General features: G+C 66.6%; 16 protein-coding genes and 3 pseudogenes. 14 read left to right on the forward strand and 5 right to left on the reverse strand.

Features of this window, described 5'->3' with window-relative positions; genetic code table 11:
• Positions 1–216: 216 nt before the first annotated feature.
• Positions 217–1,395, reverse strand: a pseudogene (locus SLUN_RS01840) (IS3 family transposase).
• Positions 1,396–1,965: 570 nt separating this feature from the next.
• Between SLUN_RS01840 and SLUN_RS01845 the strand changes: the two are divergent.
• From SLUN_RS01845 to SLUN_RS39245, 3 genes are all read left to right on the forward strand, one after another.
• Positions 1,966–3,243 carry an MFS transporter gene (locus SLUN_RS01845; RefSeq protein ID WP_217506100.1) on the forward strand — a complete coding sequence of 426 codons (1,278 nt, stop codon included), beginning with the start codon at positions 1,966–1,968 and terminating at the stop codon, positions 3,241–3,243.
• A gap of 229 nt (positions 3,244–3,472) precedes the next feature.
• A complete protein-coding gene (locus SLUN_RS01850) occupies positions 3,473–5,068 on the forward strand; it encodes an ISL3 family transposase (RefSeq protein WP_108146864.1) in 1,596 nt (531 codons plus the stop codon).
• Positions 5,069–5,546: 478 nt separating this feature from the next.
• Positions 5,547–5,690, forward strand: a complete 144-nt coding sequence (locus SLUN_RS39245; protein WP_159100148.1) for a hypothetical protein — start codon at positions 5,547–5,549, stop codon at positions 5,688–5,690.
• Positions 5,691–5,783: 93 nt separating this feature from the next.
• Here SLUN_RS39245 and SLUN_RS01855 read toward each other — a convergent pair whose 3' ends face one another.
• A complete protein-coding gene (locus tag SLUN_RS01855; RefSeq protein ID WP_108146865.1) occupies positions 5,784–6,209 on the reverse strand; it encodes an acyl-CoA thioesterase in 426 nt (141 codons plus the stop codon).
• Positions 6,210–6,565: 356 nt separating this feature from the next.
• Between SLUN_RS01855 and SLUN_RS01865 the strand changes: the two are divergent.
• From SLUN_RS01865 to SLUN_RS01900, 9 genes and pseudogenes are all read left to right on the forward strand, one after another.
• A pseudogene (locus tag SLUN_RS01865) lies at positions 6,566–7,169 on the forward strand (hypothetical protein); the annotation flags it as partial.
• 13 nt (positions 7,170–7,182) lie between these two features.
• Positions 7,183–8,676 (forward strand): transposase, encoded by a 1,494-nt coding sequence (locus tag SLUN_RS01870; RefSeq protein WP_108146866.1) that lies wholly within the window; start codon positions 7,183–7,185, stop codon positions 8,674–8,676.
• Between the two features lie 19 nt (positions 8,677–8,695).
• A pseudogene (locus SLUN_RS40725) lies at positions 8,696–8,905 on the forward strand (hypothetical protein); the annotation flags it as partial.
• 258 nt (positions 8,906–9,163) lie between these two features.
• Positions 9,164–9,787 carry a histidine phosphatase family protein gene (locus SLUN_RS01880; protein WP_108146867.1) on the forward strand — a complete coding sequence of 208 codons (624 nt, stop codon included), beginning with the start codon at positions 9,164–9,166 and terminating at the stop codon, positions 9,785–9,787.
• 110 nt (positions 9,788–9,897) lie between these two features.
• Positions 9,898–10,059 (forward strand): hypothetical protein, encoded by a 162-nt coding sequence (locus SLUN_RS39250; protein ID WP_159100149.1) that lies wholly within the window; start codon positions 9,898–9,900, stop codon positions 10,057–10,059.
• A 22-nt stretch (positions 10,060–10,081) separates the two neighbouring features.
• Entirely contained in the window at positions 10,082–10,789 is a 708-nt protein-coding gene (locus SLUN_RS42675) for a hypothetical protein (protein WP_503461806.1), read from the forward strand.
• Positions 10,790–11,170: 381 nt separating this feature from the next.
• Positions 11,171–11,722, forward strand: a complete 552-nt coding sequence (locus SLUN_RS01890; protein ID WP_108154450.1) for a YciI family protein — start codon at positions 11,171–11,173, stop codon at positions 11,720–11,722.
• 47 nt (positions 11,723–11,769) lie between these two features.
• Positions 11,770–11,949, forward strand: a complete 180-nt coding sequence (locus SLUN_RS01895) for a Tn3 family transposase (RefSeq protein ID WP_159100150.1) — start codon at positions 11,770–11,772, stop codon at positions 11,947–11,949.
• Positions 11,950–12,159: 210 nt separating this feature from the next.
• A complete protein-coding gene (locus SLUN_RS01900; protein WP_108146869.1) occupies positions 12,160–13,035 on the forward strand; it encodes a DUF4394 domain-containing protein in 876 nt (291 codons plus the stop codon).
• Between the two features lie 489 nt (positions 13,036–13,524).
• On the opposite strand, the gene SLUN_RS01905 is transcribed toward SLUN_RS01900, so the two are convergent.
• The 3 genes from SLUN_RS01905 to SLUN_RS01920 form a co-directional block, all read right to left on the reverse strand.
• Entirely contained in the window at positions 13,525–14,646 is a 1,122-nt protein-coding gene (locus tag SLUN_RS01905) for a methyltransferase domain-containing protein (protein ID WP_257153627.1), read from the reverse strand.
• Positions 14,647–15,315: 669 nt separating this feature from the next.
• Complete coding sequence (locus SLUN_RS01910) at positions 15,316–15,717, reverse strand: hypothetical protein (RefSeq protein ID WP_108146870.1); 402 nt, start codon at positions 15,715–15,717, stop codon at positions 15,316–15,318.
• 566 nt (positions 15,718–16,283) lie between these two features.
• Positions 16,284–16,448, reverse strand: coding sequence for a transposase family protein (locus SLUN_RS01920; protein ID WP_159100151.1), 165 nt, complete (start codon positions 16,446–16,448; stop codon positions 16,284–16,286).
• 250 nt (positions 16,449–16,698) lie between these two features.
• Here SLUN_RS01920 and SLUN_RS01925 point away from each other — a divergent pair, with 250 nt between their 5' ends.
• Positions 16,699–17,151 (forward strand): peptidoglycan-binding domain-containing protein, encoded by a 453-nt coding sequence (locus tag SLUN_RS01925; protein ID WP_108146872.1) that lies wholly within the window; start codon positions 16,699–16,701, stop codon positions 17,149–17,151.
• 527 nt (positions 17,152–17,678) lie between these two features.
• Positions 17,679–17,861, forward strand: coding sequence for a hypothetical protein (locus SLUN_RS40260; protein WP_175302628.1), 183 nt, complete (start codon positions 17,679–17,681; stop codon positions 17,859–17,861).
• The last annotated feature ends 160 nt before the right edge of the window (positions 17,862–18,021 follow it).

Below are 18,021 nucleotides of genomic sequence, written 5' to 3' on the forward strand. Positions count from 1 at the left end.
TTATCAACCGTCCCACCGACACCACCGTCGGTCGTGGTGGCACGTCACCATGCGCAGAGCCGTTCAACAACACTGAGCGTCACCGCTCCACAGAAGTTGGACCAGAACCCGAGAGAGGGAGTCGTTTCGCGATGGTTGTGGGGGTCACCTTCTAGCTGAGTTTGTGCTGTGAGTGAGGGGCCTCGCGTTTTCCGGACAGGTGTCTGACCGTCTATTTCACGCGGCGATTCGCAACTTCTCGTATTCGGCGTGGACTTCGCGTGGAGGGCGGTAACCCACCGCCGAGTGGAGGCGTTTGCGATTGTACCAGAATTCGATGTAGCGAGTGATGTCCTGCCGAGCGGCCTCGCGGGTCAGGTAAGTCACCCTTGATACACGCTCGTTCTTCAGGGAGCCGAAGAATGATTCGGCCATGGCGTTGTCGAAACAGATCCCGGTGCGGCCGGAGGATCTGCGGAGCCCGAACCGGTCGAGCGTCTTCCCAAATTCGGCTGACATGTAGTTGCTTCCGCGGTCGGAGTGAAATATCGCGCCGGCCGAGAGGTTCCTGTTCCGTGCGGCGTTGCGGATCGCCCTGGATATCAGTGGGGTTTGGTAGTGGTCGTCCATCGCGTAACCGATGACTTCCTTCGTGCAGCAGTCGATGACCGTTGCGAGGTACAGCCAGCCTTCCCCGGTCGCGATGTAGGTAATGTCGCCGACGAGTTTTTCGCCGGGTGTGTCAGCGGTGAAGTTGCGGCCGACGAGGTCCGGCACCTGGCCGACTGTGGCCTGGGTGAGGCTGAACCTCTTCGGCCGCGGCTGGCAGGGCTCAAGGCCCAGCTCGCGCATGAGCCGGCGGACCAGTTCCAGGCCGGTGGTGATGTCCCAGCGGTCCAGCTGTGCCTGGATGCGCCGGTGGCCGTAGGTGCCGTCGGACATGTCGAAGGCTTTCTCGATGAGCAGTTTCAGTTCGTCGCGCCGTTGGGCCGTCGCGGATTCCGGCGGATCGCCAGTCGTAGTAGCCGGATCTGGATACGCCGAGTCGGCCGCACATGAACTCGACGCTGTATGCGTACTCCTCGGTGTCGAGCCGCATCTCGTCGATGAACTCGTACTTGCTTGCTACCGGGGATCCTTCGCGAAGTACGCTGCGGCTTTTTTCAGGAAGGTAACTTCCATCTCCAGCTCGCGGTTGCGTCGTTCGAGTTCCTTCAGACGCGCCCGCTCGTTCACCGTCAGTTCCGCGTCGGGAGCCGGTTCCTGCTGCTTCTGGTGCTTCTTGACCCAGCCGCGTAGCGTCTCCGGGTTCAGCTCAAGCTCCCGGGCGACTTCGGAGATCGTCTTGCTTGACCTCAACGCGATCTGGACGGCTTCCTCGCGGAACTCCGGCGAGTACTTGCTGGGTGGCGCCACTTCTTCCTCGTTTCCTGTTCAGGACAACCCTATTGGGTCCCTGTCCGGAAACTTCGTGGCCCCTCAGAGTTGGTTCTGGCGCTGGTTGAGGGCTTGCGGTGGGACGGTGAGGTGTGTGTATCCCGCTGGGGGCCTCATGGGGACTTCGCAGTCGAAGGTGGATCCGTGCGCCACGATCCGCCGGGATCACCGTGAGGGGATGTCTTGATCTGGGGCTGTGTAGAGTCCCACCGGGCCGGAGGTGTGGCGGCATGCCGGACCTGGTTCTGGCCGTCTGTCACGGGCCTCAATCGACTTTCGCGCCGGGCCATCGAGGGCCTAGTGTTCGGGCAAAGAGTGACCCACGAGGAGTTGAGACATGCTCGGTTGTCCGAGCGCGCGTTGACGTTGTAGGCCGTGATCGGCCTGTCATCGCGTGCTGCCCTTGATGTTGCGGCACAGCGAGCCTTCCCCTGCCTGAACCGTCGGTGCACCTGTTGTGCGCCGGGTGGCGGGCCTCGTCGTCGGCAAATCCAAGGGATCCCCGTGCCGTCCGCTGTATCCGATTCCAGTCGACCTGTTCCGTCAAGCCTGTGGCGGGACGGCGACTTCCGCAGACTCTGGGTGGGCCAGACGGCCTCTCAACTCGGCGAACATGCAAGTCTGGTGGTACTTCCGCTCTTCGCCGTCCTGACGCTCAACGCCAGTGCCGGCCAGCTGGGCGTCCTCCGCGCGGTGGGGCAGGCGCCGATCCTGCTGCTCTCGCTCTTCGTCGGCGCGTGGGTGGACAGGTGGCGGACCCGCACGGTGATGGTGCTGACGGACGTCGGCCGGACCCTGGCACTGGGCGCCGCCGCCGTGGCCGGCCTCCTTGGCTGGCTCGGCCTGCCCGCGCTGCTCGTGGTCGCCTTCGCCGTCGGGGCCCTGTCCGTGTTCTTCGATGTGGCATACCAGGCGTCTCTCGTACGGCTGGTGAAACACAATCAGCTGGTGCGGGGCAACAGCGCACTCGAGGGCAGCCGGTCCGCCGCCCAGATCGGCGGTCCCGCCCTCGGCGGCGCGTTGGTGTCCCTGCTGTCGGCGCCGATCGCTGCCGCCTCCAGCGCGCTGTTCTTCGCGCTGTCGTTCCTGTCGATCCGACGGATCCGTCGCCGTGAATCGATCCCGAAGAGCTCGGAACGTCCCCCTCGCATATGGCGGCGGATCCATGAGGGCCTCCGGTTTGTCATCAGCGATAGCTCACTGCGGACCGTGTGCCTCGCCTCGGCCGCCTTCCAGTTCTCCTTCGCGGCCATGATGACCGTCTATCTGCTCTTCCTGCCGCGGGAACTGCACCTGTCGGGCACCACCGTCGGGCTGGCGCTCGCGGCGACGGGGCCGGGCGCGCTCCTGGGCTCGATGCTGGCCGCCCGCCTGCCGAGCCGGTTCGGCTATGGTTCGGTGCTCGTGTCCGCGGCGGCACTCGGCGACGGCGCGTTCCTATGCGTGCCCGCGCTGCACGGCCCCTCTGCGGTGACGATCCCCACGCTCCTTGCGGTCAACTTCGTGTTAGGGACCGGCGGCCAGTTGGTGAACGTCACGGTCATGGCCGTCCGGCAGGCTGTCACCCCGGACGGGATGCAAGGCCGCGCGGCCGCGACGATCACGTTTGTCGGCATGGGACTGACCCCGCTTGGCTCTCTGCTCGGCGGATTTCTCGCGGAGGAGTGGGGGTTGCGCGCGAGCCTTCTGGTGACGGCCGCAGGCATGATGCTGTCCCCAGTGCTGATGGCTTTGTCCCCGCTGGCACGCTTGGGACGGGCGCTTCCGGCCTCACAGGACGCGCCGCCGACGCCCGCCCACCCTGACCCACGAAACGGCCCTCGGTGACACCGGTGCAGCTCGACGTTCCCGCTAATGACTTGGGGGCGAACGGCAATGTCTGGGCTCTGGGTGTAGCTGTTGGTCATTGTGGTGACTGGCTTTATCGAGCAGTAGTGGCTCTGGTCCACTTCGTGTGGGTGTGCACGCAGGGTGACTGTTGATCTTCGGGCGATGGCAGTTGAGGTCGCCCGAAAATCGCCCGGCTGGACGGTGGTGTGGTCGACAGTCCTTCGCCGTGAACGAAGTGCTGCCGCAGCTGGATGAGCTGCTGTTCTCCTCGGTCGAGGGCGTGTTGATCGAGTCGGTCGAGGTGACCGACACGGTCGTCCGGGTCGAGGCTCGTACGACCGCAGGACGGGCGGCCTGTCCGGAGTGCGGATACTGGTCTGGGCGAATACATGGCTCCTACCTGCGTTTTCCTCGTGATCTGCCGACAGCGGGCAAGCTGGTCGTGGTGTCGTTACGAGTGCGGCGGTTCGTCTGCGCGGAGGACTCCTGCACGCGCAAGACCTTCGCTGAGCAAGTCCCTGGGCTCACGCGCCGGTTCGGACGACGGACCGAGCGATTGCGATCGACGCTGGTGTCGGTCGGTCTCGCGCTGGCAGGCCGGGCAGGCGCCCTCATGACGGATGCTTTCAAGATCCCGGTCAGCAGGAACACCCTATTGAGGCTGATCGCCTCGCTCCCGGACCCCGCCACCACCACACCCCGCGTGGTCGGCGTGGACGAATACGCCCAGCGCAAGGGCCGGATCTACGGAACTGTGCTCGTCGACGTCGAAACACGACGTCCGATCGACTTGCTTCCCGACCGGGAGGCAGACACGCTCGCGGCCTGGCTCGCCGAGCGGCCCGGCATCGAGATCGTCTGCCGCGACCGGGCCCCGTTCTTCGCCGAAGGCGCCACCCGTGGCGCCCCGCAGGCCCTCCAGGTCGCCGACCGATGGCACCTCTGGCACAACCTGGGCGAAGCCGCCGAGAAATGCGTCTACCGGCACCGAGGCTGCTTGCGCCCCACGCCGGCGCAGCCTGAAGAACCTCAGGAAGAGCCGGAGCCGACCGCGTCGTCGCCCTGGCCCACAGGGCACCGGTTCGCCGAACGCACCCGCGCCAAACACGCCACCATCCACGCTCTCCTCGCCGCCGGGCACAGCAAGCGATCCGTCGCCCGGCAACTCGGCATGACCCTCAACACCATCCTGCGCTTCTCCCGCGCCACCACCCCGGAGGAGATGTTCACCGGCCAGTGGCAAAGCCGTGCGACCAGGCTCGACGACTACAAGCCCTACCTCGATCAGCGCTGGCAGGAAGGCTGCACCAACGCCTGGAAACTGTGGGAGGAGATCAAGGAACAGGGCTATCCACGCGGATACGCCAGCGTCCGCGACTACGTCAGCAGGACTCTTCGAGGCAAGCCCCAACCGGTCGGCCCCCGACCGCCATCAGCCCGCGCCGTCACGCGCTGGATCCTCACGCACCCCGACGCCCTGCCCGAAGGCGACCGGCTCCACCTCAAAGCCGCCTTGGCCAACTGCCCCGAACTGACAGCACTCGCCGAGCACGTGCGCTCCTTCGCCCACATGGTCACTGACCTGCAAGGCGACCGACTCCCCGAATGGATCGAAGCAGCCAGCGCCACCGCCGAACTGCCCAGCCTCTGCCACTTCGCTCAGCACCTCCTGCGTGACCTCGACGCCGTCACCGCCGGCCTCACCCTCCCCTGGAACTCCGGTGTCGTGGAGGGCCATGTCAACAGGATCAAGATGCTCAAGCGCCAGATGTTCGGCCGCGCAGGATTCGAACTCCTACGCAAGCGGGTTCTATTGGCGTGACCGAGCGTCACCGAACCACACGAAGTGGACCAGAGCCCTCTCTCGGTCACAAGACCGCTGCCCGGCATACCCACCCCTCCGGCCCGAATAGGTACGCCGCCCAGCCCGCCATCACCCACCACCCTGCGCAGGAATAACCGACGAACTTCCACACCCATCCCTCTCCAGACCCCACCACTATCCGAAGTTAACCGTGAAAAGACTTCAGTTCCGCTGAACTCCGGGCCCTCACGGGACTGGGCACGTTCACGTGTACGCCGACACGAGCCGCAAGGAGTGCCGGGGACTTCCTGGCGACGTTCACTGACCCAGCGCTGAACAACACACCTGTGTCCACAAGGACTCGATCACGGGCAAGGGCCTCACCGGCGCCTTCCGGCAGGCGACGGTCCTGACGGACGGTGTCGCGGACGGTCTGCAGGACCGGCCCCGGCTGGACGCCGCGCGCCAATACGCCATCGACCGCGACGAGTTGGTCATGGACGGCTACCGGGACACCCTGGCGGTGGCCGGGCTCCGGCCGAATCGCCGTCTGACGCTGATGCGCGCCATCGCGGACGACCCGGTGATGATCGAACGCTCCTTCTCCACCGTCTCCGGGCGTGCCCGTCCAGTGAGCTGATCATGCCGGAGTGGCGAGAACGGGCGCGGGCCTGACCGCCTGCTTCGCCCCCGGACCTCCACCGGGCCGCGACAGCAGCCCGGTGGATCCGTGTCAGAGGCCGAACACGCCAGGGTCGGAGGCCACGGCGCGGAAGTACTCGCGCGGGTCGGCGACCAGCTTGCGTACCTTCAGGTCGAGCAGACCTCCGACGTTGAAGACCTCGGCCACGAGGGTGTTGTCGTCTGGACGATGGAAGGTCTGCTCCACCCGGAACGACTTGCCCTCCCCGAAGATGAAGGCACAGGTGATGTCGACGTCATCACCCACGACCACCTCGCGGTGGTACCGGATCGTGCTCTCCAGATTGACCGGGCCGACGCCCTTCGCCAGCAGCGCTTTCTGCTCGATCCCCGCTGCCCGCAGCAACTCCCAGCGCGCGTGCTCCGCATGCTGCAGATACACGTTTCCATTGAGGTGGCCCTGCGCATCGGTCTCATAACCACGGACGGTAACCCTCACGGTAAACAGGTCTGCCATTATCAATCCCTTCAACAGGGCACCCTTCAAGCGCCGTATGCAAGGTAACAGGCCACTTACACCCGCGAATTGATATCGAGCCTCCGGAATATCACCCACAGGTGATAGTTCACGGTGTGCGGGAAACGTCGCCCACGGCCGGGAACGCGACGCCGCTCTCGCGGGAGGCCGAGCCCTGCGCAACGCCGGCATGGGCGCGGGCGCGCTCCTCGCCACCACATGCCTGGCGGGCGGCACCACCGCATTGCAGGCGCTGGCAGCCGTCACCGGGCTCGCCTATCTCACTGCGGCGGCCTTGGCATGGTCGGTCAGCAGCACTTCCGCGCGGTCGTCTCACTTGAAGTTGTCGGCAGGTCACCGACCGCTACGGCACCGCGCAGACGATGGCCTGGGACCGGATCCATCCCCGGCTCACCTCCCGCTCGGCCTGGATCGTCCACGACGGCGAACTCCCTCATATCGAGGGCACGTTGATCCGCCTCCAGGTAGACCACCTGCCTGGCGGCGGAGACCCGCTGCCGGTCTGGCTGTGGTCCTCGAAGACCGGGATGACCGGCACGGACGTCGATCTGCGCGGGCAGGCGTTCCTGCGATGATTCGATCTTGAGCACCCCTTCAGAATGATCAAACAGACGCTCGACTGGACCCGCCCGAAGGTCCGTACCCCCGAGGCAGCGGACCGCTGGACGTGGTTGATCATCACCGCCCACACCCAACTCCGACTCGCCCGCCCGCTCGCCGAAGACCTACGCCGCCCCTGGGAGAAGCCCGCGGAGCCCGGTCGGCTCGCCCCGGCCCGGGGTCCGCCGATGGTTTCGGAACGTCCGCACCGCCTTGAGGAGGCTGTCGCACGGCTCCTGCCCGGTGAAGGTCAAGAGCGATTCGTTGTTCGGTTCCGAGGATCAGGGAGGCGTCGGAATCTTGGCCGGTGGGGTGGAACTTCTTGTCGTGCGACCGTGAATGTGATCTTGAGATGCCGCGGGATGTGCGGGAGTGGCTGCCGCCCGAGCATCTGTGCTGGAAGGTGCTCGACGTCGTCGAGCTACTTGACCTATCGGCGTTCGAGAACAGCTACCGTGACGACGGGCGGGGTGGGGTGGCCTACCCTCCCGCGAGCCTGATTGCGTTGCTCCTTTACTGCTACAGCAAGGGAGTGCGTTCCTCCCGTCGTATCGAGCAGGCTTGCTGGGACGACGTGGGCTGCCGAATCATCACCGCGAACCGCCGAGTGGACCACTCCACCGTCGCGCGGTTCGTACGACGCCACCGTGCCGCCTTGAACTCGCTGTTCGTGCAGGTGTTGTCGCTGTGCGGCCGACGTGGCCTGGTCGATCTTTCGGCGGTGGCCGTGGACGGCTCACCGATGGAGGCGAACGCCTCACGCGACGCCAACCAGCGGCTCCAGCGCCTGGAGGAGACCATCTCCCAGTGCGGGAAAGAGATCCACGCGCTGATGGAGGATGTCGTCGACCACGCGCTGAGCGTCGAGGCCGATGGCTCGGCAGCACAGGGCGATGGCGAGGACACGTGCGACAACTGGCCTCGCCTGTCCCGGCTGTGCGACCGGCTCACCCGGGCCCACGTGGCCAGGGACAGACTGCATGAACGGGCTATGCCTTCACCCACCGAGATCCGGATCAAGGTCGAAGCCGCCGAGCGGATGGTGGCCCGCGCGGAGAAGCGCCTGGCCGCCGAGACCGAGGCTCACCAGGAGAAGCTGAAGAAGTACGAGCTCCGCGTCCGAGAGGACCGGGCGGCAGGACGTCGTGGAGCGAACGGACGGCCGCCGGTCCCGATGGAGCACAAGACCGTCCTCGTTCGCCAGCGAACGCGACTGGTGAAGATGCGGGCCTGGCTGGAGCGGGCCCGCACACCCCGACCAGCCCCCTCTCCGGAGTCCCGTGCCTGCCTGAGCGATCCCGACTCCCGGCTGATTCCCGGCAAACGCGGCGGCTACCTGCAGGGATACAACATCCAGATCGTGTGCGCCCGCCGTCAATTCTTGCTGGCGATCGAAGCGCACGACAATCCCTCGGACAGGACGGCCCTCACTCCGATGGTGAAGAAGACCCAGCACAATCACCAGGCCGCACGGCTCCCCGGCGACATCCAACTCTGGCTCGCCGACAGCGGGTACGCTTCCGCCGCGTCCTTCGAGGCCCTCGCCGACCTCCCGCTACTGGTCTCGGTCACCAGCGATGCCGACCAGGCAGGCTTTCCCGCGAAACGTCAGCAGGCCCCTGCCGGCCAGCAGGACATGGCGGCCCGCCTCGCCACCTCAACAGGACGGGCCCAGTACCGTCAACGCAGTGCCCTGGTCGAGCCGGGATTCGCCCAGATCTTCCAACGCTTCGGACGACACCTCAACTACCGCGGCCGCCAGGCGGTGGACGCCGAGATCAAGCTCCTCGGCACGGTGCACAACCTCAACAAGCTCATCAACCACACGCCCAAGAAGCACTCTTGACTTTCACCGGGCAGGAGCCGTGCGACAGCCTCTGAGCTGCCCCGCCCATGCGCCGAAACCCACCCGGCCAGGCCCCGGCAGGCCACTCGGCTCCAAGAACCAACGGCCCGCCACCCGTTACGACGTGGGCAAAACCGTGAAACGCCTCGAAATGATCACCGAACGCGACCCGGCCAGACCTCAAAGAACAAGCTGCGAAGCTGTGTCGGGTCCTTGCATGACAAGTTAAGTAGGTCCTTGGTGCAGGTCAAGGACTTATCGGGTATGGCTGATCGGCCACACCCGAGATGTCGGGCGCAGGGTTGATGTCAGTGGGATGCGCAGGGTTATGTCAGTAGCCGCGCAGTGTCCGTGTCCGTGTCCGTTGCTGATGGCGGCTCGGGAAGTTCGCTGCCATGCCGTTGACCACACGGCAGAGGGAACCGGCATTGGAGGGGGCAGCGTCCACCGATACACAAGATCGATAGTGCGCTCGAAGGGGTTTGGAATGACCGGCACAGCCACCCGATACCTTCATCTCGTCCGGCACGGCGAGGCATCACCGGATGAGAGCGGGCTGACGGAGGGCGGCCGCCAGCAGGCCATACTGCTCGGCCAACGCCTCCAAAGCATCCCCTTCGCGGCCGTTCACCACGGCCCGCTGCCCCGGGCAGAGCAGACCGCGCGCCTGATCGGGGACCAGCTGAAGAACGTTCCTCTGCACCTCTCGGAAGCTGCGGGTGACTACGTCCCCTACATGCCAGAAAGAGACGAACTCCCGACAGAATCCGCAGACTTCTTCCTCCGTTTCCTCGACGGTGCCACGGCCGAAGAGCGGGAGCACGGACCCGCGCTGGCCCGCCAGGCGCTGGACCTGTTCACCGGGCCGGTGGACGGCGAAGAGGACCGGCACGAACTGATCGTCACCCACAACTTCCTGGTCGCCTGGCTCGTCCGGGACGCCATGCATGCGCCGAAGTGGCGATGGCTCGGCCTCAACCACGGCAACGCAGCCCTGACGGTCATCCGATACGCGCCCGGCCGACCAGCCTCCGTCCTCTTCTCCAACGACATGCTGCATCTGCCCGCAGAGCTGCGCTGGACCGGCTTCCCGCCCGAGTTCCACATCTGAGTGCGCCCACCGTGGCTTGCTCACCGACACAACCCTGCGCCGCACTGACATCTCCTCTGCGCCCGATACGAAAGCTGGGCGGATATGGCCGGCGGCCGTACGGTTCCCGCATGGGCAGGGACGGTGTTCCTCGGCTGCGGCTGGTCGGCCTCGCGGACGACGACTCGGGGCCGCGGCTGTGTCGCGGGAGCGGAGAGCCCCTGATGCCGGCGGTGAAGGCGATCGCGGTGTTCTGTTCGGCCGTCTGCCGCGCCCGGCACTGGCGGCGTTGACCAGGACGGCCTGCTCGTCGGCCTGCGCGTCCCCCCCGCCGACGTCCAGCACCGCGACGCGGCCCGCATCCGTCTCACCCGCCTCCACACCGAACACCCCGAAATCGTCCTGGTCTTTGCGGACAACGACCACGGAGGCGAGGAGTTCAGCACCTGGGCCCAGGACACCCTGGGCATCACGATCAAGGTCGTTCCCCGGCCCAAGGACACCAAGGGCTTCGTTCTGCTGCCCAAGAGGTGGGTAGTGGAACGGAGCAACTCGTGGACGATGCGAAAGACCAGCACGCTGCCGCTACCGGTTCGCAACGGCGACCAGCGGCTGCCCACATCAAGAAGGCGTTCACCACCCCGAAAGCGACGCAGCCGCCCAACGGCGACAAGAAGTGCCTACCGACGGTCAGGCGTGGCGTTCCTTGTCTCCTGCTCGCTGATCTCGCTGTCCGCAGGGACACCCGCCTGGGTGACTGCAACGCTGCTCATGACCGCGGTGGTGATCCATACGGTCGGCGAGCTGTGGCACTCCGCCGCAGGCTTCGAGGTGTCCTTCGCTCTCGGACCAGGTCTGCTCATCGCGCTCTGCATCACCTGGGGTCGCCCCGGGTGGTACGTCGTAGGAGCCCTGTTCGCTCTGACGGGCCTGGCAGCACCGCTCGCCGTCCGCTGGGCACAACGCCGCCGGCACGCTCGGCAGGCACCCCTTGAAGCCGCGCTGAAGGAGTCGGCCGCCTGAACTCGCCCGAGGAAACAGTTCAGCATCCGCGTCAGCTGCCGCCCCTGAGACAGGTGTGGCGCTGTCACGATCGGACGAGGGTCGCCGGCCCCACCGAGCCGGGCCATCTTGCGGCAGTACGATCGAGGACCGGTTCAAGTCGGCGGGCGCTTTCCGTCTGCCGATCGAAGGTGAGCTGCTGACTGGAGAGCCGAGCTTTCGCCAGATCCTCGACTCTCAGGGAAAGAGCCGTTACCCGGGCTCGCTGAAGTCCCAAGGCATCGTGCACGACGGCCATCCGCTACGCGGAGTCGGCACGCGTGCTTCTGGGTGAGGCTGCCGAGCGGTCATCGCAGTGAAACCCGCTCGACCTGGTTACCTCCGTGAAGAGACCCTATGGGTATGGAGTTCTTCTGCTACCACCGCGACCGGCCCGGCTCCCTAGCGCTGCGCGACAAGCTGCTGGAAGAGCATTGGTCCTATATGGACCGGTACGCGAAGGAGATGATCGCCCGGGGCCCGACCCTCGCCAGCGACGGCAACACACCCACCGGAAGCGTGCACATCGTCGACCTGCCCGATCCCGTCGCCGCCCGCGCGTTCGCCTTCGACGAGCCGAACTACCAGGCCGGCGTGTACCGGGACGTGCTGCTGCGACGGTGGCGCAACACGCTGGGGCGCACCATGTGGAACTTCCCCGGCGGCCGGACCGGCGGCAACCAGTACCTGGTGCTCGGCCTCGGCACGGGGCATGCCGCCGACCTCGCGGTGCCGCCCGACCGGGACGAGCTGATCGCCTACGGGCCGCTGCTGTCCGACAACCGCGCCACCTGGCTGGGCACGGCGGCGTTGCTCCGGGCGCCGGACCCGGACACGGCACGCGCCATCCTGACCCAGGACCGGTACGCCGACATTGAGGTGCACAACTGGCAGTTCGGCGGGCGGCCGTCATAACCCGAGGACGTCCGGCCGACGTTACCGCCGAAACCCTTCTTGAGTACGTGCACATCGACGCCCTGTTCGGCGAGCCGGGCAAGCACGTCATGGACTTCGACCTGATCGAGTCCCAGTTCCGCCACCTGATGCGCGTGGCCGTCTCCGTACGCGAGGGGGCGACCTCGTCGGCGACGCTGCTCAAGCGGCCGTGCCGCTCAGCGGCGGGCCCTCGGGTCTCGAAGTGAGGGTTTACGGGGCGTCGCGCCTGTCTCAGGTCATGGATTGCGTGGCCACTACGGGGGCAGGGTGCGATCTCGTCAGCCCCCTGGACGACACGCCGATCGGTTACGGCTGTGCCGTCTGGCCGTGTATATATCGCTTGGGTAGGCATTTGGCGCTTATGTTCGGTGGGTGGCGCTCGGCAGTGCGGGCGCTCGACTCACGTGGGAGACGTAATGCGCAGAGCAGTTCTCGCGGTGGCCCTGGCCGCTGCAGTGTCGTCGGTGATTCCTGCCGCTTCGGGTGCCTGGGCGGACGATGCCGGGGCATCGCACCGTACCGGTGGGCAGCAAGGCGGCGGCCTGTCGGTGATCGGGCTGACGGCCGATCAGCGGCTGGTCAGGTTCGATGTGAAGGACCCGTCGAAGGTGTGGCTGCTGGGGACGGTGAACGGGCTCACCGGGGACACCACGCTGGTGGGCATCGACTTCCGGGTCCAGAACTCGAGGCTGTACGGGGTCGGCGACCAGGGCGGCATCTATACCCTGAACACCTCCAACGCGCAGGCGACGAAGGTCTCTCAGCTCACCGTCGCACTGGCCGGAACCGAGTTCGGGGTGGACTTCAACCCGGCGGCGAACCGGCTGCGGGTCATCAGCGACACCGGCCAGAACCTGCGCCACAACATCGACGACCCGGCCGCCCCGCTGGTCACCACCGTCGACGGCACCCTGACCAACCCGACGGTGCCGCCGTCCACCGCACTCGGGGTGACCGGCGCCGCCTACACCAACAACGACCTCAACGCCGCTACCGCCACGACCCTGTTCGACATCGACACGGTCAATGACCGGGTGTCCGTGCAGTCCCCGGCCAACGCCGGCACCCTCGCCCCCACCGGCAACCTCGGTGTCAATGCAGGTCCGAGCGCGGGCTTCGACATCTACTACTCCCCGAAGGCCGGCACCAACCACGGCTTCGCTGCCCTGCAGTCCGGCGGCTCCTACCGCTTCTACAGGGTCAACATCCTCAACGGGACCGCCACCAGCCTGGGCGCCTTCCCCGCGAACCGGCAGGTGTTCGACGTCGCGCTGCCTCTGAACCAGAGCTGACCGCCTTCCGCGCGGGTGGTCTCCTGTGCTGCGCCGTGGCTGCCCCCGCGGCGCAGCACCCGGCGCTCACCCCTGCGGATCTTCATGCATGCCTCAAGATGCCCTGACCGGGTGGGGGCGGAACCGACGTTCCCGGGCTTGAGGTCCATTCGAAGCAGGCGAGGCTGGCCACGAAAGTCATCCGGGTGGAGGTGGCGTCGACGCCCGCTACGACGAAATGCGGGGCTTGCTCGCCCCCCCCGGCGCCAAGCGCCGGCGGACGTCCGACGTCTCGTGCCCGAGTGGCAGTCCTACGAGAGGCCCGGCAGCCGCTACCTTCCGGAGGGCCCTGCCTACCCGGCTCGTCGGCTCCCCCCTTTAACAGGACTGGGCACTGAGGTCCCCCCGCAGGACGGCCAGCAAGCTCTCGGCCGTGGCGCCCTGGACGAAGGTGGTCCTGTTGGGCGTGGTGACCGGGCGGACCAGTAGGCAAGGGATCATCAGCTCTGGTCAGAGAGGCCATCGCGGGCCGGTTGCGGCGTCCTGCGCCCAGGCGTACTGGCGTTCCGGCTCGACCGTCAGGCCGTAGTCGTACAGCTCCGGCCTGCCGCCCTCCAGCCAGGTATCCCACGCCTCCTCGAGCTCGTCGGCCAGGCGGCGCGGGCCGCCCTGATGGGCAAGGGTCTTGCCGTCCGGCAGGGCGGAGAGTGCGGCCCACGAGGCGGTGCCGTCGTGGAGCCGGGCGTTGAGTCCGTCCTCGTCGGCAGCGACCGTGATCCGTACATCGGGCAGCGCGACGCGTAGGGCGAATCTCAGGTGCCAGTCGTCGCGCAGCGGTGCGAGTTCCCGTTCCCAGGGATGCTCGTCGGCGGCGGGGCCGTCGCCGCAGACCTGGCTGAAGTCGTCCAGGCCAGTGTCGGTGCCGCGGGTCGGCATGAACTGTGCCAGGCCCTGTACCCAGCCGGTCGCTGATTGGCCGTCGTCGGCGACGGTGAGCGCGACATGCCCGAGCCGGCCCCAGGGGGTGACGATCCGGCCGCCGGGGCGCATCTGGGCGACCCAAGCCCATGGGATCCGGTCGACGGCATAGGTAGAGATCACCCGGTCGTACGGCGCGCTGGGCGGCCATCCTGCGGTGCCGTCGCCGACTGTCACCGCCACATGGGCACCTGCACTCTGCAGGCTTTGGCGGGCGCCGGCGGCCAGTTCCGGGTCCACTTCCACGCTGGTCACCTGACCGGGGCCGGCCCGGCGGGCGAGGAGGGCTGCGTTCCATCCGGTGCCGGTGCCCAGCTCGAGCACACGCTGCCCCGTTTCCAGGTGGAGGGATTCGAGCATGTCCACTACCACGGCCTGGCAGGACAGACTGGAGGAAGCGCGGCCGTCGGTGACCTGGGTTACAGCTGCCGCGTCAGGATCGCCGTACACCTCGGCCGCCCACTGTCCGGCATCCGTTTCTCGGTCCACCGGCGCGTAGGTCTTCCCGTTCCAGCGCCACAGACGGTCCGGGGCGAACAGGTCCCGGGGCAGGGCATCAACGGCCTCACGGATCCATGCGGACCGGGCAGGCCAGGCGCCCCGCCGCTCCATGACGCCCGCCAGGCGCCGACGCTGTTCACCGAACTCGGACACAGTGCCTACTTCTTGTGCTTGCCATCTGATGGGGTCGGGGGCGGTACCTGTCCGTCGGAGTTCCCGGGCGGCGGCTTACCCTGAGACAGCTCAGCTGGCGGCTTCTCGTGTCTGCCCACAATGCCCCCTTCAACGTCGTTCGGTCGATTCCATGGTGACGGACATTCAGGCGCTCTGACGGCACGAGGACAGGGATGACGCGCAACCGCAGTCGGGCCAGAGTCGGGAACAGTCCTGCGCCCCGACTACCAGCCCAGCCGCACCGGTTCCCGTGACCCGGATGATCCGGACGAGGCAGATCTGTGCGACGGCCCGAGGTCAGCTTCTGCACAGGTAGTCAGACCCGGCCGGTGTCTGTGACGGTTCCTGGGTCCGCGGACCCCGCCGCCATGGTCCAGCGACTGGGCGCGGCACTCGCCGAGGGCGAGGTCCCTGCAGCAAAGTTGCTGGTCACAAGGACCAGCAGGCAATCGTCAGGGACCAAAGGGACTGTGATTCGGGAAGAGTGTAGAACTCTGACGCACGGAAAGTCCGAACAACCCCACCGCGTGCCGTTGTATCAGTTCTCCGGTCCCTTGAGTCCCTTCAGCCCCTCCGTTCTGGCATCTCACGCAGACAAGAAGGGAGTTCTGCCCCCCTCATGAGCCTGCTGATGGCCGACCGGGCAGGCTACGTCTTCCGTGCGTCGGCGAGCTTGTCCAGTTCGCGCATCGCCTCGGCGTGGGCGCTCATCCGGCTGCTCACGCTGCCGCTCGTGAAGAGCGCCACACCAGCGACTGACACCGGCACGGACAGCCCGAGCACGGCCACGGCCTCGGGCCAGTCGCGTTCGTTCTGACACCAATCACCCCTTTGCAGGCCCTCGTTGGCCGTACCACGCTCCGTCAACAACCGTGATTCGCACTGCTGGGGGTAACGGTCGCCGGGCTCCTCATCGACTTCGTACGGCGTGAGGAGCAACAGGACACACCATGTCCACAGGAGCGCCGCCAAGGACAACAGACCGATACCCCAGGCGCGTATCCGGCCGGCCCGGTCGCGGAAGTCGAGGTCGTACTCACGTGATCGCATGGCGGACGAATCTAGCAGCGGTTTCTCGCAGTTCGTGTCATCTGCTGTGCCTGTGACCTGGAGGTCTCACGGCGTCTCAAGCATGTCATCCGCCGCAGTCTCAGATCCATGCCGCTTCCTGGACGGTTCTCGCCGATCAGCGAGAGCCATCGAGCCTCTGACCTGGTGTCCTGTCGCACTGCATCTGGCAGGTAGTGATCAGCTGGCCTGCTGGGGTGCCATGTCGTTTGGAGAACACCTCAGAAGCCGTATCTCTATCGATCATGAGGACGGTATGTGATCGAACGGGATGCCTGGTCGGCTCAACTCGGCGCCGTCGGCGTGCGATTGTCTCGCGCATCGGTTCGGGAACGCGGCCGACCGCCCGGACAGGGTGCGGCGGTATCCGTCGGACATGACGGAGGGCTACTGTCACCGGCAGATGCTCGACGCGGTCCGCTACGTCACCGATAACGGCATCAAGTGGCGCGCGATGCCGGTCGACTTCCCTGCCTGAGACCGCATCTATGCCTTCTTTCGCAGCGACCGTCTTGCACAGGTTGAGCCAGAGATGGAAGCGGTCCGCTTCATGGGCAAGAAGGTGCCTCACACCGGAACCGGCGGACCGTCAGGCGTATCGGCACCGGCTGTCCGCCCGTCGCGACATCGGCAAGCCTCCGGCAGTAGCGGTCATGGACCCGGCGGGAGACCGTCCCGCAGTCAGGACACGGCGCGGCCTCAGCACCGGCCATGGCGGTGATCCACACTCCCGCCCCGATGACCTGGATGTCCTTGATAGCCGCGGCCGCCAGGTGCGGAGCAGCACGTCGAGTATCTGATCACCCGCCAGTTCAAAGATCGAACTGACGGTCAGTCACGCTCAGCCATCCCGGAATGTTGACCAGAGCCATCAAAACCCTCACAACCGGCACCACCCGTTCACAGACGGCCGACGGTAGCGTCGTCGCCGTCCCAGTCATTCCCGTATTGGGGAAAACACACATGACATCGAACACGCTCACGAAAGCCCTCTTAGGAACCCTCACAGCCGCCGCCCTCAGCATCGGCACCCTCGCCGGCGCAACCACAGCCACCGCCGCACCCGCCCAGCAGGTCCCCACCCAGACCGTCACCATCCAGGCCGTCAACAACCTCGGCCTCACCACCACCGAAGCCAAGAGCGTACAGTGCTACGTCCGCGACGCCGGATTCAGCCCCGGTGCGATCGACGGCCAGCTCGGCTCCAACAGCTGGAAAGCCTGGCAGCGTTTCCTCAACGACCGCGGATTCAACGCCGGAACCGTCGACGGCAGCGTCGGCCCCAACACCATCCGCGGCCTCCAGCGCTTCCTCACCTACATCGGCTACGACACCGGCGGCATCGACGGCATCGCCGGAACCAAGACCAGGGCCGCCTGGAAGGCGTTCTCCCACCTCGGCGGAGGCTGGTGCTGACCCCCCGCCGCGGCGTACGACGGCGATCTGCGCCGCGTAGGCGTTCTTCAGTCCCGTGGTCTCCACCTCGACGGAGACCAGCGAGTCGTGGGCGACCTCGTCTGGGTTCCAACCCGCCCCATCGTCATAGTCGCCGATCGAGCTCCAGCCGTAGGGCGCTACGGGCCCATATGGCCGTCGTTGTTCAAAGGGGTCGAATTCGAGGCCGTCGATTCGTCTGCCGGTCCTTTTGGGATCCACTCCAGCCACTTCGGTAGACCAGCTGAAGCAGCGTGGCCGGGGGGTCGTTGAGGTACTCCGCCATGGGACACCCATAGATGTGGCTGCACTTTTCCACCATGCCGTTGCAGCCAGCGCACAGCAGCCCTTCTCCGAACTACCGGTTCGCCCTGCATCGTTGGGCCCGGAGGGCGAACCGGTCTGGGCCGTGTTCAGGAGGGGACGTCAGGGCCGTTGGAGCGTCCGGCGATCTGAACGAGGGTGGGCAGGCCCAGGTGGGTGACCGTGGGCTTGAGGGCTGCATCAAGTTGAGCGACCTTGTCCTCGGCGCCGGCGAGACTGATCTCGAGGCCTTCGACTTCGCCGAGCCGGCCCTCGCGTTGAACTTCGGCGATCCGATCGATCAGGTTGTCTCGGATCCCGATCAGCCGGTCTCGCTGGGACGGCTCCGGCCGGAGGAGCGAGCAACGGACGCAGGCTCTCTGACCTAGGGTCTTCCGTTTGGATCAGGCCGATGAGTGAGCGGCCCGGCGCGGAGCGGCTGATGTCACCGCGGTGCGTGCGATCGCGGCGGAGGATGGAGGCATGGCGGAGCCATGCCGACTGACGACAACGCGGCGAGCGTGCGTGCCAGGGCACGCGAACCCGGCA

It is taken from the genome of Streptomyces lunaelactis, from assembly GCF_003054555.1.
GTDB classification, from domain to species: domain Bacteria; phylum Actinomycetota; class Actinomycetes; order Streptomycetales; family Streptomycetaceae; genus Streptomyces; species Streptomyces lunaelactis.

Bases quoted from the DNA above. Each gene is read 5' to 3' on its own strand.
- SLUN_RS39245 (WP_159100148.1), top strand. From the start codon at position 5,547: ATGGACGGCTACCGGGACACCCTGGCGGTGGCCGGGCTCCGGCCGAAT.
- SLUN_RS01855 (WP_108146865.1), bottom strand. From the start codon at position 6,209: ATGGCAGACCTGTTTACCGTGAGGGTTACCGTCCGTGGTTATGAGACC.
- SLUN_RS01870 (WP_108146866.1), top strand. From the start codon at position 7,183: ATGCCGCGGGATGTGCGGGAGTGGCTGCCGCCCGAGCATCTGTGCTGG.
- SLUN_RS01880 (WP_108146867.1), top strand. From the start codon at position 9,164: ATGACCGGCACAGCCACCCGATACCTTCATCTCGTCCGGCACGGCGAG.
- SLUN_RS39250 (WP_159100149.1), top strand. From the start codon at position 9,898: ATGGGCAGGGACGGTGTTCCTCGGCTGCGGCTGGTCGGCCTCGCGGAC.
- SLUN_RS01890 (WP_108154450.1), top strand. From the start codon at position 11,171: ATGGAGTTCTTCTGCTACCACCGCGACCGGCCCGGCTCCCTAGCGCTG.
- SLUN_RS01900 (WP_108146869.1), top strand. From the start codon at position 12,160: ATGCGCAGAGCAGTTCTCGCGGTGGCCCTGGCCGCTGCAGTGTCGTCG.
- SLUN_RS01910 (WP_108146870.1), bottom strand. From the start codon at position 15,717: ATGCGATCACGTGAGTACGACCTCGACTTCCGCGACCGGGCCGGCCGG.
- SLUN_RS01920 (WP_159100151.1), bottom strand. From the start codon at position 16,448: ATGGCCGGTGCTGAGGCCGCGCCGTGTCCTGACTGCGGGACGGTCTCC.
- SLUN_RS01925 (WP_108146872.1), top strand. From the start codon at position 16,699: ATGACATCGAACACGCTCACGAAAGCCCTCTTAGGAACCCTCACAGCC.